This window comes from Streptomyces sp. AM8-1-1, assembly GCF_032229325.1.
Classification (GTDB): Bacteria; Actinomycetota; Actinomycetes; order Streptomycetales; family Streptomycetaceae; genus Streptomyces; species Streptomyces achmelvichensis.
On the sequence record NZ_CP135086.1, the window covers coordinates 2,083,527 to 2,099,085 of the forward strand.

Here is a 15,559-nt window from a genome sequence, read left to right on the forward strand (position 1 = left end):
GGTGTTGGGGCGCGGCAGTCTGAGGATGGCCCGCGGGCGTCCGCGGTCGGACCCGGGGCCGGTGCCCACCCGCGACCGCACATGAGAGACTGGTCTAGACAACCGCTAAGACTTGAAGGGCAACACCATGGCTGAGCGCCGCGTCAACGTCGGCTGGGCCGAGGGCCTTCACGCCCGCCCCGCTTCCATCTTCGTCCGTGCCGCCACGGCCTCCGGCGTCCCCGTGACGATCGCCAAGGCCGACGGCAACCCGGTCAACGCCGCCTCGATGCTCGCCGTGCTCGGCCTGGGCGCCCAGGGTGGCGAGGAGATCGTGCTGGCCTCCGACGCGGACGGCGCCGACGCCGCCCTGGACCGGCTCGCCAAGCTGGTGGCCGAGGGCCTCGACGAGCTTCCCGAGACCGTCTGACACCCGACGGTCCGGCGGCAAGGAGCCGCGGCATCCCGGATACGGGAGGCCGCGGCTCCTGCATTTCCCGCCCGACTCTCGGCCTTTTCCGGGCGTTCTGACTATTCGGACTGCACCGCCCGGCCATTCCGAGCCCGTGAAAGGAATTCGGGCAGCCGGAAAGAAGCCCCGCGAACAGTTCCCTCTTTGTATACGGCGCGCCTGTTAATTGCGGGCGCTCGCGGTGTTTACGGGATGTTGCGAAGTCCTCACGCGTTCCGTGATCCGCAGCCGGTGCGCGGCCGCAGCCCGCTCTGTGTGCAGGGCGGTCAGCGCCCGGGCCCGTTCGGCGTCGCCCCGCGCGACGGCATCCACGATCGCGCCGTGCTCGGCCCACGACTCGACGGGCGCGGCAGGCTGCTCCACGACGTACATCCAGGCGATCTTGTGCCGCAGCTGGGTGAGCAGAGCGATCAGGCCGGGGCTGCCGGAGGCCTGGGCGAGCGTCTCGTGGAACCAGCCGCCGAGCGAGCGCAGATCCTCGCCCTGACCACGGCGGGCGCGCTCCTGGCCCAGCCTCACCAGGCCGCGCAGGACCTTGAGATGGGCCTCGGTGCGTCGTTGGGCCGCCCGCGCCGCGCCCAGCGGCTCCAGCAGCATCCGCACCTCCAGCAGATCGGCCGCCTCCCGCTCGGTCGGCTCCGCCACACACGCGCCCGCGTGACGCCGGGTGGTGACGAAGCCCTCCGACTCCAGGGTCCGCAGGGCCTCGCGCACCGGGACGCGTGAGACGCCGTAGCGGCGGGCCAGCTGCTCCTCGGTGAGTCTGCTGCCGCGCCCGAACACACCGGAGACGATGTCGTCGCGGATCGCCGTGCATACCGAGTGCGCGGGAATGCGCATGACCGAACCTCCGCTTTAATCCGCGCGAAACGCAGCCGATTGACGACCGTTCGGTGACTCTATTGCAGCGTTCCACATTTTCCGATGCCCGGCGGGCATTCATGGATATCTTTTGGCCAGTTACCGGCCTACATCACGCGTACATCACGCGGCATACCCACACCGGCGCACACACATCGGCGCACACGAAAGGCCCCGGCGGTGGGCCGGGGCCTTGGGTGCGATGCGCGGACGCCGGGCGCACACGGCGCCTCCCGGCCGTCCGAGCCGTCAGACGGTCGAGCCGACCAGATGGTCACGCGGCTCTGTCGGTCACGCGGTTCAGTGGTCACGTGGCTCAGTGGTCACGCGGCCCTGTCGGCACCGCGGCTCCGTCCGTCACGTGGCTCAGATGTTGACGCCGTGCGAGCGCAGGTACGAGACCGGGTCGATGTCCGATCCGTACTCGGCGCCGCTGCGGGCCTCGAAGTGCAGGTGCGGTCCGGTGGTGTTGCCGGTCGAGCCGGCGAGGCCGATCTGCCGGCCCGGGGTGACACTCTCGCCGACCGAGACGTTCAGCGACGAGAGGTGGCCGTACTGGGTGTACGAGCCGTCCTTCATCTTGATCACGATGTTGTTGCCGTAGGCGCCGCCCCAGCCGGCCTCGACGACGGTGCCCGCGCCGACCGCGTGCACCGGGGTGCCGGTGGCGGCGTGGAAGTCGATGCCGGTGTGGCTGCCGGAGGACCAGACGGCTCCGCCTGCCTGGTAGCCCGTGGAGACGTACGAGCCGGAGATGGGTGACACGAAGGCGTTCAGGCGCTTGCGCTCGGCCTCGCGGGCGGCGCGCTCCCGAGCCTCGCGGGCCTCCTTGGCGCGGGCCTCGGCCTTGCGCTTGGCCTCGGCTGCGGCCTTGGCGCGGGCGACGGCCTCTTCGGCCTCCTGCTCCTGGGCCGCGGCCTGGTCGGCTATCTCGGTGGCGAGCGAGTCGGCGGCGACGGCCGTACTCAGCCCGGTGCTCTCGAGAGTGACGGTGCCGGGCTCGGGAGCGGCGGCTCCGGACTCGGCGGCCAGCGACGGAGAGGCGAGGGTTCCGATGACGCCGGTGGTGGCCAGGGCCGCGACGCCGGCGATGCTCGCGCCTCTGCGCGTCATACGGCTCGGGGCACGGTGCTTCCCGGTGGGACGGGCGAACGCCATGAAGTGGCTGGTCCTTTCCTTCCTTCTCGCCTACCGGGTTAGCTGACGGGTTCGGAGCAGGAAGGTCTCCTACGGGCGCCTCCGCCGCGACACAGCCGCGAAGGCATCCGATTCACCCCAGGGACTTCGTGTGGGTCCCCGGCTCCCCAGGCTCGCGCCTGACGGGGACTCGGCGATGGCTGTCCGTGCCGCGGATGCGGCGGTACTGGCGAACAGCCGGACCGACGCTAAGCGTGGCAACTTTCAATCACCAAACAGACAGCCCTGTTTGTAGCGCATGCCACAGGGCAGAGCGGAAGCCCCGCAGCAAATCGGGCAAACGACGGAACCCCGGCATCGTGTGATGCCGGGGTCCCTGGCCGCGCCCACTGCCCCACCGGACCGCGGAGGCCGCTCCACCGGGAGGCAGAGGCTGCTCCGCCGCGAGGGGAAGCGGCCGACGGCCTCAATCAGCCGGTGACAACCGTCACTTCACCGATACCGAGCGCCTTGACCGGCTCCTCGATCGCGGACGCGTCACCGACGAGCACCGTGACGAGACGGTCCTGGGGGAAGGCGCTGACGGCCGCTGCCGTCGCCTCCACCGTGCCCGTCTCGGCCAGCCGCACGTACAGCTGCGCCTGGTAGTCGTCGGGCAGATGCTGCTCCACCTGGTCGACGAGCGTGCTCGCGACGGACGCCGCCGTCTCGTACTTCAGCGGGGCGACGCCCACCAGGTTCTGCACGGCCACGTCGCGCTCGGCGTCGGTGAGACCCTCGGCCGCCAGCGTGCGCAGCACCTTCCACAGATCGTCCAGCGCCGGGCCGGTGTTGGGCGTGTCCACCGAGCCGCTGATGGCGAGCATCGAGGCACCCGTGCCGTCGGGCGCCGAACGCAAGACCTGACCGAACGCCCGTACGCCGTAGGTGTAGCCCTTCTCCTCGCGCAGCACGCGGTCGAGACGGGAGGTGAGCGTGCCGCCGAGGCAGTACGCACCGAGTACCTGGGCGGGCCAGACGCGGTCGTGGCGGTCCGGGCCGACGCGGCCGATCAGCAGCTGCGTCTGTACGGCTCCGGGCCGGTCCACGATGATCACGCGGCCGGTGTCGTCGGCGGTGATCGCCGGGACGGGCCGGGACTGCGCGGTGTCGCCCGTCCAGTCGCCGAGGGTCTCGGCGAGCACGGCGTCGAGGTCGACCCCGGTGAGGTCGCCGACGATCACCGCGGTCGCGGTCGCGGGCCTGACGTGGGCGTCGTAGAACGCCCGCACGCCCGCGGCGTCGATCCGGGCCACGGTCTCCTCGGTGCCCTGACGCGGGCGCGACATCCGCAGCGATGCCGGGAAGAGCTGCTTGGACAGCTCCTTGGCGGCGCGGCGGGCCGGGTTGGCCATCTCGTGCGGAATCTCGTCCAGCCGGTTGCGCACCAGCCGCTCGACCTCGCTGTCGTCGAAGGCGGGCGCGCGCAGGGCCTCGGCGAGCAGCCCGAGCGCCTTCAGCAGCCGGGAGACCGGCACCTCCAGCGAGACCCGGACGCCGGCGTGGTCGGCGTGCGCGTCGAGGGTGGCCCCGCAGCGCTCCAGCTCGGCGGCGAACTCCTCGGCGGAGTGCTTGTCGGTGCCCTCGGACAGGGCGCGCGCCATGATCGTGGCGACGCCGTCGAGGCCCTCCGGCTCGGCGTCGAGCGGGGCGTCGAGAGAGATCTCGACGGCCACGACCTGCTGACCGGGCCGGTGGCAGCGCAGCACGGTCAGACCGTTGTCCAGGGTGCCGCGGTCGGGCGCGGGGAAGGCCCACGGCTTGGCGGTACCCGCCTGCGGCTGCGGGTGGAACGTCATGGCGGTCAATGGCTCGGCGGCGTCGCTCACTGGTCCGCCCCTTCTTCCTCGTCGCTCTGGTCGTCCTGCTCGTCCTGGTCGGCGGAGACCGGTTCGTACACCAGCACCGCCCTGTTGTCGGGGCGCAGCCGGGCCTGGGCGACCGCCTGCACCTCCTCGGCGGTGATGTCCAGCACGCGGTTGACGGCCGTCAGCGCGAGCTGCGGGTCGCCGAACAGCACGGCGTAGCGGGCCAGTTCGTCGGCGCGGCCGGCGACCGTGCTGAGCCGGTCCAGCCATTCGCGCTCCAGCTGCGCCTGCGCGCGCTCCATCTCCTCCGGCGTCGGGCCCTCGGCGGCGAACCGCGCGAGTTCCTCGTCGACGGCGGACTCGATCTGCGGGACCTCGACGCCACCGGACGTCTTCACGTCCAGCCAGCCGAGCGAGGGAGCACCGGACAGACGCAGCAGACCGAACCCGGCGGCGACGGCCGTGCGATCCCGCCGCACCAGACGGTTGTGCAGCCGGGAGGACTCGCCGCCGCCGAGGACGGTGAGCGCCAGGTCGGCCGCGTCGGCCTCGCGGGTGCCGTCGTGCGGCAGCCGGTAGGCGGCCATCAGCGCACGCGCCGGGACCTCCTCCCGGATCTCCTCGCGCAGCTGCTCACCGATGATCTCCGGCAGGGAGCCGTCGCGCGGCGGCTGCTTGCCGTCGTGTGAGGGGATGGAGCCGAAGTACTTCTCGATCCAGGCGAGCGTCTGCTCCGGGTCGATGTCGCCGACGACCGACAGCACGGCGTTGTTCGGCGCGTAGTACGTACGGAAGAAGGCGCGGGCGTCCTCGAGGGTCGCGGCGTCGAGGTCGGCCATCGAGCCGATCGGGGTGTGGTGGTACGGGTGGCCCTCGGGGTAGGCGAGGGCGGTCAGCTTCTCGAACGCCGTGCCGTACGGCACATTGTCGTAGCGCTGACGGCGCTCGTTCTTGACGACGTCGCGCTGGTTCTCCATGGACTCGTCGTCGAGGGCGGCGAGCAGGGAGCCCATACGGTCGGCCTCCAGCCAGAGCGCCAGCTCCAACTGGTGGGTGGGCATCGTCTCGAAATAGTTGGTGCGCTCGAAGCTGGTGGTGCCGTTCAGCGAGCCGCCGGCGCCCTGCACGAGCTCGAAGTGACCGTTCCCCTTCACCTGGCCCGAGCCCTGGAACATCAGGTGCTCGAAGAGGTGAGCAAGCCCTGTACGGCCCTTGACCTCGTGGCGCGAGCCCACGTCGTACCAGAGGCAGACCGCGGCGACCGGGGTCAGGTGGTCCTCGGAGAGCACCACGCGCAGGCCGTTGGCCAGCCGATGCTCAGTCGCTGTCAGGCCGCCGGAGCCGGCCTGCGCTGTGGCCGTGTGACCCATGGGCATGTACGTCCCTTCGATCGCGATATGGAGAGTGCTGCCACTGTATGCAAGCGGGCTGACACCTGGCGAAGTTCCCGGGTCGTGGTCTGCGTTGTCAGTGGGACGGTCCACAATGGTCCGCGTCAGATCCAGATCCGGTACGTGAAGGAGCAGCAGCCGCGATGGCCCGCCGCAGCACGAAGACCCCTCCGCCCGACGACTTCGAGGAGCGGATCCTCGACATCGACGTCGTCGACGAGATGCAGGGCTCCTTCCTCGAGTACGCGTACTCCGTGATCTACTCGCGCGCCCTGCCCGACGCCCGCGACGGCATGAAGCCGGTGCACCGCCGCATCGTCTACCAGATGAACGAGATGGGCCTGCGGCCCGACCGCGGATACGTCAAGTGTGCACGTGTCGTCGGCGAGGTGATGGGCAAGCTGCACCCCCATGGCGACGCCTCGATCTACGACGCCCTGGTGCGGATGGCGCAGCCCTTCTCCATGCGGGTGCCCCTGGTCGACGGGCACGGAAACTTCGGCTCGCTCGGCAATGACGACCCGCCCGCGGCGATGCGTTACACCGAGTGCCGGATGGCCGACGCGACGTCGCTGATGACCGAGTCGATCGACGAGGACACCGTCGATTTCTCGCCGAACTACGACGGCCAGGAGCGGGAACCGGTCGCTCTTCCGGCGGCCTTCCCGAACCTTCTGGTCAACGGCGCGTCCGGCATCGCGGTCGGCATGGCGACCAACATGCCGCCGCACAATCTGGGCGAGGTCATCGCCGCGGCCCGCCATCTGATCAAGCACCCGGGCGCGGACCTCGAGACCCTCATGCGGTACGTCCCGGGGCCCGACCTGCCGACCGGCGGGCGGATCGTGGGCCTCACGGGCATCAAGGACGCGTACGAATCCGGCCGCGGCACCTTCAAGATCCGTGCCACGGTCACGATCGAGGACGTCACGCCCCGCCGCAAGGGCCTCGTCGTCACCGAACTGCCCTTCACGGTCGGTCCGGAGAAGGTGATCGCGAAGATCAAGGACCTGGTCGCCGCGAAGAAGCTCCAGGGCATCGCTGACGTCAAGGACCTCACCGACCGTGCGCACGGACTGCGCCTGGTCATCGAGATCAAGAACGGCTTCGTTCCCGAGGCCGTCCTGGAGCAGCTCTACAAGCTGACGCCGATGGAGGAGTCCTTCGGCATCAACAACGTGGCGCTGGTGGACGGCCAGCCGCTGACGCTGGGGCTGAAGGAGCTGCTGGAGGTCTACCTCGACCACCGCTTCGAGGTCGTGCGCCGGCGCAGCGAGTTCCGCCGCACCAAGCGCCGCGACCGGCTGCACCTGGTCGAGGGCCTGCTCGTCGCCCTGATCGACATCGACGAGGTCATCCGGCTCATCCGGTCCAGCGAGAACTCCGCGGAGGCGAAGCAGCGGCTGATCGAGCGCTTCTCGCTGAGCGACATCCAGACGCAGTACATCCTCGACACCCCGCTGCGCCGGCTGACCAAGTTCGACCGGCTGGAGCTGGAGAGCGAGCGCGACCGGCTGAACACCGAGATCGACGAGCTGACGGCGATCCTGGAGTCCGACGCCGAGTTGCGGAAGCTGGTCTCGGGCGAACTGGCCGCGGTGGCGAAGAAGTTCGGCACCGACCGGCGCACGGTGCTGCTGGAGTCCGGTGCCACGCCGGTCGCGGCGGTGGCGCTGGAGGTCGCGGACGACCCGTGCCGGGTGCTGCTGTCCTCGACCGGACTGCTGGCGCGTACCGTGACCGGCGAGCCGATCCCTGACGACGAGGGCAAGCGCGCCAAGCACGATGTGATCGTCTCCGCCGTCCCCGCGACCGCGCGAGGCGATGTGGGAGCGGTGACGTCGACGGGCCGGCTGCTGCGGATCTCGGTGATCGACCTGCCGCAGCTGCCGCACACCGCGTCCGCGCCGAACCTGTCGGGAGGCGCACCGCTCTCGGAGTTCCTCTCGCTGGAGACGGACGAGACGGTGATCTGCCTGACCACGCTCGACGAGTCGTCCCCGGGCCTCGCGCTCGGCACACTCCAGGGTGTCGTCAAGCGGGTGGTGCCCGACTATCCGGCGAACAAGGACGAGCTGGAAGTCATCACCCTCAAGGAGGGTGACCGGATCGTCGGCGGCGTCGAGCTGCGGACCGGCGAGGAGGACCTGGTCTTCATCGCCTCCGACGCCCAGTTGCTGCGCTACCAGGCGTCGCAGGTGCGGCCGCAGGGCCGGGCGGCGGGCGGCATGGCCGGCATCAAGCTCGCGGACGGCGCGCAGGTGATCTCGTTCACCGCGGTGGACCCGGCCGCGGACGCGGTGGTGTTCACGGCCGCGGGCTCCACCGGCGCGCTGGACGACTCGATCACGACGGTGAAGATGACGCCGTTCGACCAGTACCCGCGCAAGGGGCGGGCGACCGGTGGCGTGCGCTGCCAGCGCTTCCTGAAGGGTGAGGACATCCTGCTGCTGGCCTGGGCGGGCGCGAATCCGGTCCGGGCGGCCCAGCCGAACGGCTCCCCGGCGCGGCTCCCGGATCTGGACCCGCGCCGTGACGGCTCGGGCACCCCGCCGCCGTCGCCGGTGGCGGTGCTGGCCGGTCCTTCGAGCTGATCGAGGCTCTGCCGAAGGGCGCGCCGGAGGGCCTTACGAACCCTCCGGCACGTCGGGTACGAAACGCAGGACGCCCCACATGGTGTGTTCATCGGGGGCGTCCTGCGGCCCGGTCACGGGCAGGGCGTCGAGCTCCTTGCGCAGGGCCGCGGTGTCGATGCCCGAGCCGATCAGGACGATCCCGGTCTGCCGCCGCCCGCCCGCCGGCCAGGGCTCCGGGTGGAACCGGAGGAACCGGCCGACGGCGTGGACGGCGTAGCGATTGCGCGGATCGAGAGCGCCGAAGTCGACGAATCCCTTGATGCGGTACAGGCCTTCGGGCCGTGAGTCGAGGAAGTCCAGCAGCCGGCGCGGGTGCAGGGGTTCGTCCGCGGTGAAGGAGACGCTCTCGTAGGCGGCATGCAGATGGCCGTCGTGCGCCTGCCCATGAGGGTGGCCGTCACCGTCCTGGTGCCCGTCGCCGTCCTCCTCCTCGCGCAGGTCCTCGAACGAGAGCTGGCCGACGCGCTCGCCGCGGGGCCGGCACTCGAAGAGCAGCTCCGGGTCGATCCGCCCGTACGTCGCGGTGACCAGTGCCCCGCCGCCGAGCCCGCGGATCCGCTCCCGCAGCCGCTGCCCGGCCGCGTCGTCGACCCGGTCCGCCTTGTTGAGCACGACGAGATCGGCGATGCCGAGGTGCCGGGCGATCTCGGGGTGCCGTTCCAGGGTGGCGTCGAACTCGGCCGCGTCGACGACCTCGACGAGCCCGCCGTACATGACGCGCTCGTTCTCACTGGCGAGCACCATCCGGACGAGTTCCTGCGGCTCGGCGAGCCCGCTCGCCTCGATGACGATGACATCGAGGCGGGCGTCGGGGCGGGTGAGCCGGTCCAGGAAGACGTCGAGCTCGCTCGCGTCGACGGCACAGCACAGACAGCCGTTCCCGAGCGACACGGTGGAGTCCCCGAGCTGCCCGGCCACGGTCATGGCGTCGATCTCGATGGCCCCGAAGTCGTTGACGACGACGCCGATACGGGTGCCACGGCTCGCGCGGAGAAGGTGGTTGAGCAGGGTGGTCTTGCCGGATCCCAGGAAGCCCGCGAGGACGACGACGGGCACGGGTTTGCTGGTCATGGGGGTCGAGCGTAGTGGACGCGGCCGACAACTCCGGGCCGCGCACGGCGCTTCAGGACGCCCGCGGCAGCACCGGCGGCGGCCCGACATACCTCGCCGCCGGGCGGATGATCTTGGAGTCCTCTGACTGTTCCAGGATGTTCGCGCTCCAGCCCACCACCCTCGCCGCGCAGAACGTCGGCGTGAACATCTCCCGCGGCAGTCCGCACAGCTCCATGACCACGCCCGCGTAGAACTCCACGTTCGTGTGCAGTTCCCGGCCCGGCTTCAGTTCCGCCAGGATCGCCTCGACCTGCGCCTCCACCTGGACCGCGAACTCCACCAGGGGGCCACCGAAGCTCTCCGCGATGCCGCGCAGCATGCGGGAGCGCGGGTCCTCGGTGCGGTAGACGGGGTGGCCGAAGCCCATGATGCGTTCGCCCGCGAGGACCCGTTCGCGGATCCAGGGGTCGATCCGGTCCGGGGTGCCGATGGCGTCGAGGGTGTCCAGGGCGCGGCTCGGGGCGCCGCCGTGCAGAGGGCCCGAGAGCGCGCCCGTCGCGCCGACCAGGCAGGCCGCGAGGTCCGCGCCCGTGGACGCGATGACCCGGGCGGTGAACGTGGAGGCGTTGAAGCCGTGGTCGACGGTGGAGATGAGGTACTGCTCGATCGCCCTGGCCCGGGCGGGTTCCGGCTCCGAACCGGACAGCATGTAGAGGTAGTTGGCCGCGAACGGCAGGTCCTCGCGCGGTTCGACCGGTTCGAGCCCCCGGCCCAGCCGGTACAGCGCGGTGAGCAGCGTCGGGACGACGGCGCACGCGGCCAGCGCGTCCCTGCGGCGGGACTCGGTGTCGAGGTCGTAGACCGGCCGCAGTCCGGAGGCGGCTCCCAGCAGCGAGAGCGCCGTCCGCAGCCCGGACAGCGGGCCGGACGGCGCGCCGGCGCGGGCGATCGCCGGCAGTGCCGCCCGTACGTCGTCGGGCAGCCGGCGCAAGGACACCGTCTCGGCGAGGAAGGCCCGGCGCCGGTCGGCGTCGGGGAGCTCCCCGTAGAACATCAGATGCCAGACGTCCTCGAACCCGGTGCTCTGCGCGAGCTCGACGGCCGAGTACTGGCGGTAGTGGTAGAAGCCCTCCCGCCCCCGGACATCTCCCAGTGCGGTGTCGGTGACCACGACCCCGGCGAGTCCGCGCGGTACGTCCATCTGCATAACAGCCTCCTTGAATTGATTCGACTGTCCATGCTTGATTGCACCACTGTCAATATTGATTGAATCAATATGTGTACGGTGTTCCTCATGACGGAGAACGCACCGGAGACGGACCGGATCACCACGCGCGAGGCGGCCGAGCGGCTCGGTGTGAAACCCGAGACGGTGTACGCGTACGTCAGCCGCGGACAGCTCTCCAGCCGCCGCGACCCCACCGGCCGCGGCAGCACCTTCGACGCCAAGGAGGTCGACGCGCTCGTCCGCAAGGGGCGGCGCGAGCCCTCTGCCGGCAGTGACGTCACCCAGCGGATCCGTACCGGCATCACGCTGATCGACAAGGACCGGTACTACTTCCGGGGGGTGGACGCCACGGAGCTGGCCCGCAGCCACTCCTACGAGGAGATCGCCGACTGGCTCTGGACCGGCACACTGCACAGCGGCATCCGCTTCACCTCCCCGCCCGAGCCGCTGGCCGCCGCCCGCCGGGCGGTCGAGGCGCTGCCCGTGCACAGCGGGTCCACGGACCGGCTCCGGGTGGCGGCGATCGCCGCGGCCGTCGCCGATCCGCTCCGCTTCGACCTCGGCCGTGACGCCGTCCTCGGCAGCGCCCGCTCCCTGATCCCCGTCCTGGTCGACGCGCTCCCCACGGTCGGTGAGCCGCATCGGGGAGAGGGCCGGCTGGCCTGGCGGCTGTGGTCACGGCTCACCGCGATGCGCCCCGACGAGGCGTTTCTGCGCGCCCTGGACATGGCGCTCTCGCTGCTCATCGACCACGACCTGGCCGCGTCCACCCTCGCGGTGCGGGTCGCCGCCTCCGCGCGCGCCCATCCGTACGCCGTCGTGTCCGCCGGACTCGGCGCGCTGGACGGGCCGCTGCACGGGGCGGCCAGCGGGCTCGCCCACCGGATGCTCGCCGAGGTGCTCGAACGCGGCGGGGCGGCACCGGTCGTCGCCGACCATCTGCGGGCGGGACGCCGGGTCCCGGGGCTCGGGCACCGTCTGTACCCGGCCCAGGACCCGCGCGCCGAGGCCCTGTTCGGTGCGTTGGAGCAGATCCCGGCCGCCGGTCCGGCACTGGACGCGGCTCGTGAGGTGGAGTCGACGACCGCCCGTCATGTGGAGCTGCACGCCAATGTCGACATGGCGCTCGCCGTGCTCTCGCTGTCGTCGGGGATGCCGGCCGAGGCGGGTGAGACCGTGTTCGCCGTGGCGCGTACGGCAGGCTGGATCGCGCATGCGCTCGAGGAGTACGAGGAGCAGCCGCTGCGGATGCGGCCGAGCGGTCACTACAGCGGCCCCCGCCCGCCCAGGCCCGCGCCGTGAACGGGCGGGAAGGGCCGGGGTGGGCGGGCGGCGCGCGTCCGTCGGCAGCGGCAGGCCCTGAGACCTACGGACGGCCGGCGGCCCCGGCCGCGGGTCAGGACCGCAGCCAGGCCGCCGTGTCCTGCGGGAGCCGCCCGCCGTCGTCCAGAGGGCCGCTCGTCAGCAGGACGCCCGTGTGGCCGGGGAGTTCGACGGGTTCCTCGGAGAGGTTGACGACGCAGATCAGCCCGCCGGTCCGGACGAAGGCGAGGACGTCCTGGCCGGATGGCAGCCAGTTCAGGGGGCCGTCGCCGAAGCCCGTTTCGGTGCGGCGCAGGCGCAGGGCTTCGCGGTAGAGGACGAGCATGGAGTCCTCCGTCGCGGCCTGCCGGTCGGCTGCGTACGCGGACCAGTCCGCGGGCTGCGGCAGCCAGGGCTCCTGCTCGGAACCGAAGCCGTAGTGCGGGGCGTCCGCGCGCCACGGCAGGGGCACCCGGCAGCCGTCCCGTCCGGGGTCCACCCCGAGCGAGCGGAAATGCATCGGGTCCTGGATGCGGTCCAGCGGTATGTCCGCCTCGGGGAGGCCCAGTTCCTCGCCCTGGAACAGATAGACGCTGCCGGGCAGCGCGAGCGAGAGCAGGGCGGCGGCGCGTGCCCGCCGGGTTCCGGTGACCAGGTCGGACGGTGTACCGAAGCGCTTCTTGGCGAAGTCGAAGCCGGTGTCCTCGGCCCGTCCGTAGCGGGTGACCGTGCGGGTCACGTCGTGGTTGCAGAGCACCCAGGTGGCGGGCGCGCCCACCGGCGCGTGGAAGGCCAGCGTCGTGTCGATGGAGGCACGCAGCTCCGCCGCGTCCCAGGGCCGGGCGAGAAAGTCGAAGTTGAAGGCGGTGTGCAGCTCGTCGGGGCGCAGATAGCGCGAGAACCGGTCCGGGTCGGGCACCCACAGTTCGCCGATGAGGACACCGTTGTACTCGTCGGCGACGGCCCGCCAGGAGCGGTAGATGTCGTGCAGTTCGTCGCGGTCGACGTAAGGGGTGGTGTCCTCCTCGGCGGCGTCCGGCAGATCGGGGTCCTTGGCGCACAGGGCGGCCGAGTCGATGCGGACGCCGGCGGCTCCCCGCTCGAACCAGAAGCGCAGGACGTCCTCGTGCTCCTGGCGGACGACCGGGTGACTCCAGTTGAGGTCCGGCTGCTCGGGCGTGAACAGATGCAGATACCACTCGCCGTCCGCGACCCTGGTCCAGGTCTCCCCCGAGAACTGCGACGGCCAGTTGTTGGGCGGCAGTTCACCGTTCTCGCCGCGGCCGGGACGGAAGTGGAACAGCTCGCGCTCCGCGCTGCCGGGCCCTGCCGCGACCGCGGCCCGGAACCAGGCGTGCTGGTCCGACAGATGGTTGGGCACGATGTCGACGATGGTGCGGATGCCCAGTCCGCGTGCCTCGCTGATGAGCTTCTCGGCCTCGGCGAGGGTGCCGAAGGCCGGGTCGATGGCACGGTAGTCGGCGACGTCGTAGCCGCCGTCCGCCATCGGTGAGAGGTACCAGGGGTTGAACCAGATGGCGTCGATGCCGAGTTCGGCGAGGTAGGGCAGCCGGGCCCGCACCCCGGCGAGATCACCGGTGCCGTCGCCGTCACCGTCGGCGAAGCTGCGTACGTAGACCTGATAGATGGCGGCGGCGCGCCACCAGTCGTCCGTGTGATCCAGAGGGGCTGCCACGTGAGGTCCTTTCGGGCAGGTGGGACTCCGCCGCCGGCCCGGACAGCGGGGCGCCAGGGCAGGGCCGGCGGCGGAGGCTCGAGGGGGAACGGGCGGTGCGGGCCGAGGTCAGCCCTTGAGTCCGCCCGCGGTGAGACCGCTCATGATGTTGCGCTGGAAGGCGAGGAAGATCAGGAGTGTGGGGATCGAGGCGATCGTGAGCGCGGCGATCAGCACGTTCTCCGGTACGCCGTTGGAGAGGGAGTAGATGCCGACGTTGAGCGTCTGTTTGGTCGGGTCGGGCAGGGTGAGCATCGGCCAGAGGAAGTCCTTCCAGACGCCGACGACCGCGAAGATCGACACGACGCCCAGGATGGGCCGCGAGATCGGCAGCACCACCGACCACAGGGTTCTGAACCGGGACGCGCCGTCGATGGCGGCCGCGTCGAGCAGCTCGTGCGGGATCGAGTCGAAGAACCGCTTGAGCAGGAAGATGTTGAAGGCGTTGGTGACCGACGGAAGCCAGATCGCCCAGGGCGAGTTGAGCAGGTTGCGCTCGATGATCGGGACGTCGAGCACCGTCAGGTACTGGGGCACGACGAGGACGGTGGCCGGGATCATCAGCGTCACCAGCATCATCGCCAGGATGGCCTTGCCGAAGACGGGCCGCAGCCGGGAGAGCGAGTAGGCCGCGGCGACGTCGAAGACCAGCTGGAACGCGAGTGCGCCGAAGGCGTAGTAGAGCGTGTTGAACAGCAGCCGGGAGAGGTCCATCACCTCCCAGGCCCGGGAGTAGTTCTCCGGATTCACCGAGCCCGGGACCAGGGTGGGCGGCGACTGGACGACTTCCTGGGTGGTCTTGAGCCCGCCGGAGACCATCCAGTAGAGCGGTCCGAGGAAGACCAGCGTGAACAGGACCATCACCAGGACGAAGGCGGTCCAGTAGAGCAGTCTGCCGCGGGGCCTGGCGAGTTGGGCCGGTGAGATGAGCGTGCGTGTGGTCATGGCCGTCTTCCCGCCTACTCTTCCGCGGCGCGGCTGAGCCGGACGTACGCCGCGGAGAATCCCGCGAGCAGCACGAGCAGGACCAGGCCGAGCGCGGCCGCGCTGCCGTAGTTGTTGAAGTTGAAGGCGTACTGGTAGATCAGATAGACGACCGTGGTGGTCGAGCCCTCGGGGCCGGCGCCGCCGGCGAGCAGGAACGGCTCGGTGAAGACCTGCATCGTCGCGATGATCTGCATCAGCAGCATCAGCGAGAGGATGAGCCGGGTCTGCGGGATGGTGACGTACCAGATCTTGCGCAGCACGCCGGCGCCGTCCAGCTCGGCCGCCTCGTAGAGCTCCCCCGGTATGCCCTGGAGGGCGGCCAGGTAGATGAGGGTGGCGCCGCCCATGTTCATCCAGGTGGCGGCGATGACCACGGAGAGCATCGCGGTGTCGGGATCCTGGAGCCATTGCTGCTGGGGAAGGTGCGCGAGCTCCAGGAGCCGGTTCAGCAGTCCGTAGCCCGGGTCGTAGAGGTACTTGAACAGCAGGACCGAGGCGACCGGCGGCAGCATCACGGGCAGGTAGACGAGCAGGCGCAGGAACCCCTGTCCGTGGCGGAACTCGTTGAGGACCAGGGCGACGACGAACGGGACGATGAATCCGAAGACCAGCGCGAGCCCCGTGAACAGGAGGGTGTTGCGCCAGGCCTGCCAGAACGCCGGGTCGTTGAAGACGGTGGTCAGGTTGGACCAGCCGGCCCAGGTGGTCTGTCCGTTCTCGGTCTTCTGGAAGGCCAGGATGAACTCCCTGACCATGGGATACCAGGAGAAGAACGAGAAGCAGACGACGGCGCCGATCAGAAAGCCGTGCGCCGACAGATTGCGGCGCAGGGCCCGTACGAACGCCTCCCTCGACGCGTTCGTACGGGGCCCGCCGCCGCGCCCGGGACGCGGTGCGGCCTTGCGTGGGATGAGAGTGGGGGCCGACATCG

The 15,559-nt window shown here is 70.7% G+C and carries 12 protein-coding genes and 1 riboswitch; of the genes, 3 read left to right on the forward strand and 9 right to left on the reverse strand.

Annotated features, from left to right (window positions below; genetic code table 11):
* The first annotated feature begins 127 nt into the window (after positions 1-127).
* The gene (locus RPQ07_RS09425; RefSeq protein ID WP_313943649.1) at positions 128-409 is read left to right on the forward strand and encodes an HPr family phosphocarrier protein; all 282 of its coding nucleotides are present in this window, start codon (positions 128-130) and stop codon (positions 407-409) included.
* 204 nt (positions 410-613) lie between these two features.
* Here RPQ07_RS09425 and RPQ07_RS09430 read toward each other — a convergent pair whose 3' ends face one another.
* The 4 genes from RPQ07_RS09430 to RPQ07_RS09445 all read right to left on the reverse strand — a co-directional run bounded on the left by RPQ07_RS09430 (position 614) and on the right by RPQ07_RS09445 (position 5,666).
* Positions 614-1,291 carry a GntR family transcriptional regulator gene (locus RPQ07_RS09430; protein WP_313943651.1) on the reverse strand — a complete coding sequence of 226 codons (678 nt, stop codon included), beginning with the start codon at positions 1,289-1,291 and terminating at the stop codon, positions 614-616.
* A 387-nt stretch (positions 1,292-1,678) separates the two neighbouring features.
* Positions 1,679-2,470, reverse strand: coding sequence for a M23 family metallopeptidase (locus RPQ07_RS09435; RefSeq protein ID WP_313943652.1), 792 nt, complete (start codon positions 2,468-2,470; stop codon positions 1,679-1,681).
* 13 nt (positions 2,471-2,483) lie between these two features.
* Positions 2,484-2,655: riboswitch (cyclic di-AMP (ydaO/yuaA leader) on the reverse strand.
* Positions 2,656-2,919: 264 nt separating this feature from the next.
* A complete protein-coding gene (locus RPQ07_RS09440) occupies positions 2,920-4,287 on the reverse strand; it encodes a pitrilysin family protein (protein WP_313948831.1) in 1,368 nt (455 codons plus the stop codon).
* Between the two features lie 26 nt (positions 4,288-4,313).
* Complete coding sequence (locus tag RPQ07_RS09445; protein WP_313948832.1) at positions 4,314-5,666, reverse strand: pitrilysin family protein; 1,353 nt, start codon at positions 5,664-5,666, stop codon at positions 4,314-4,316.
* A 164-nt stretch (positions 5,667-5,830) separates the two neighbouring features.
* Here RPQ07_RS09445 and RPQ07_RS09450 point away from each other — a divergent pair, with 164 nt between their 5' ends.
* A complete protein-coding gene (locus tag RPQ07_RS09450) occupies positions 5,831-8,281 on the forward strand; it encodes a DNA topoisomerase IV subunit A (protein WP_313943654.1) in 2,451 nt (816 codons plus the stop codon).
* A gap of 33 nt (positions 8,282-8,314) precedes the next feature.
* Here the strand turns inward: RPQ07_RS09450 and RPQ07_RS09455 are convergent, their stop codons facing one another.
* Positions 8,315-9,394 (reverse strand): GTP-binding protein, encoded by a 1,080-nt coding sequence (locus tag RPQ07_RS09455; protein ID WP_313943655.1) that lies wholly within the window; start codon positions 9,392-9,394, stop codon positions 8,315-8,317.
* Between the two features lie 52 nt (positions 9,395-9,446).
* Positions 9,447-10,583, reverse strand: a complete 1,137-nt coding sequence (locus RPQ07_RS09460) for a citrate synthase/methylcitrate synthase (protein WP_313943656.1) — start codon at positions 10,581-10,583, stop codon at positions 9,447-9,449.
* 87 nt (positions 10,584-10,670) lie between these two features.
* On the opposite strand from RPQ07_RS09460, the gene RPQ07_RS09465 reads away from it, so the two are divergent.
* Positions 10,671-11,906, forward strand: a complete 1,236-nt coding sequence (locus RPQ07_RS09465) for a citrate synthase (RefSeq protein WP_313943657.1) — start codon at positions 10,671-10,673, stop codon at positions 11,904-11,906.
* A gap of 94 nt (positions 11,907-12,000) precedes the next feature.
* Here the strand turns inward: RPQ07_RS09465 and RPQ07_RS09470 are convergent, their stop codons facing one another.
* From RPQ07_RS09470 to RPQ07_RS09480, 3 genes are all read right to left on the reverse strand, one after another.
* On the reverse strand, positions 12,001-13,602 hold the full coding sequence (locus tag RPQ07_RS09470; RefSeq protein WP_313943659.1) for a glycoside hydrolase family 13 protein: 1,602 nt from the start codon (positions 13,600-13,602) through the stop codon (positions 12,001-12,003).
* Positions 13,603-13,710: 108 nt separating this feature from the next.
* Positions 13,711-14,586, reverse strand: a complete 876-nt coding sequence (locus RPQ07_RS09475; protein WP_313943661.1) for a carbohydrate ABC transporter permease — start codon at positions 14,584-14,586, stop codon at positions 13,711-13,713.
* A 14-nt stretch (positions 14,587-14,600) separates the two neighbouring features.
* Positions 14,601-15,557, reverse strand: a complete 957-nt coding sequence (locus RPQ07_RS09480) for a sugar ABC transporter permease (protein ID WP_313943662.1) — start codon at positions 15,555-15,557, stop codon at positions 14,601-14,603.
* Positions 15,558-15,559 lie beyond the last annotated feature (2 nt).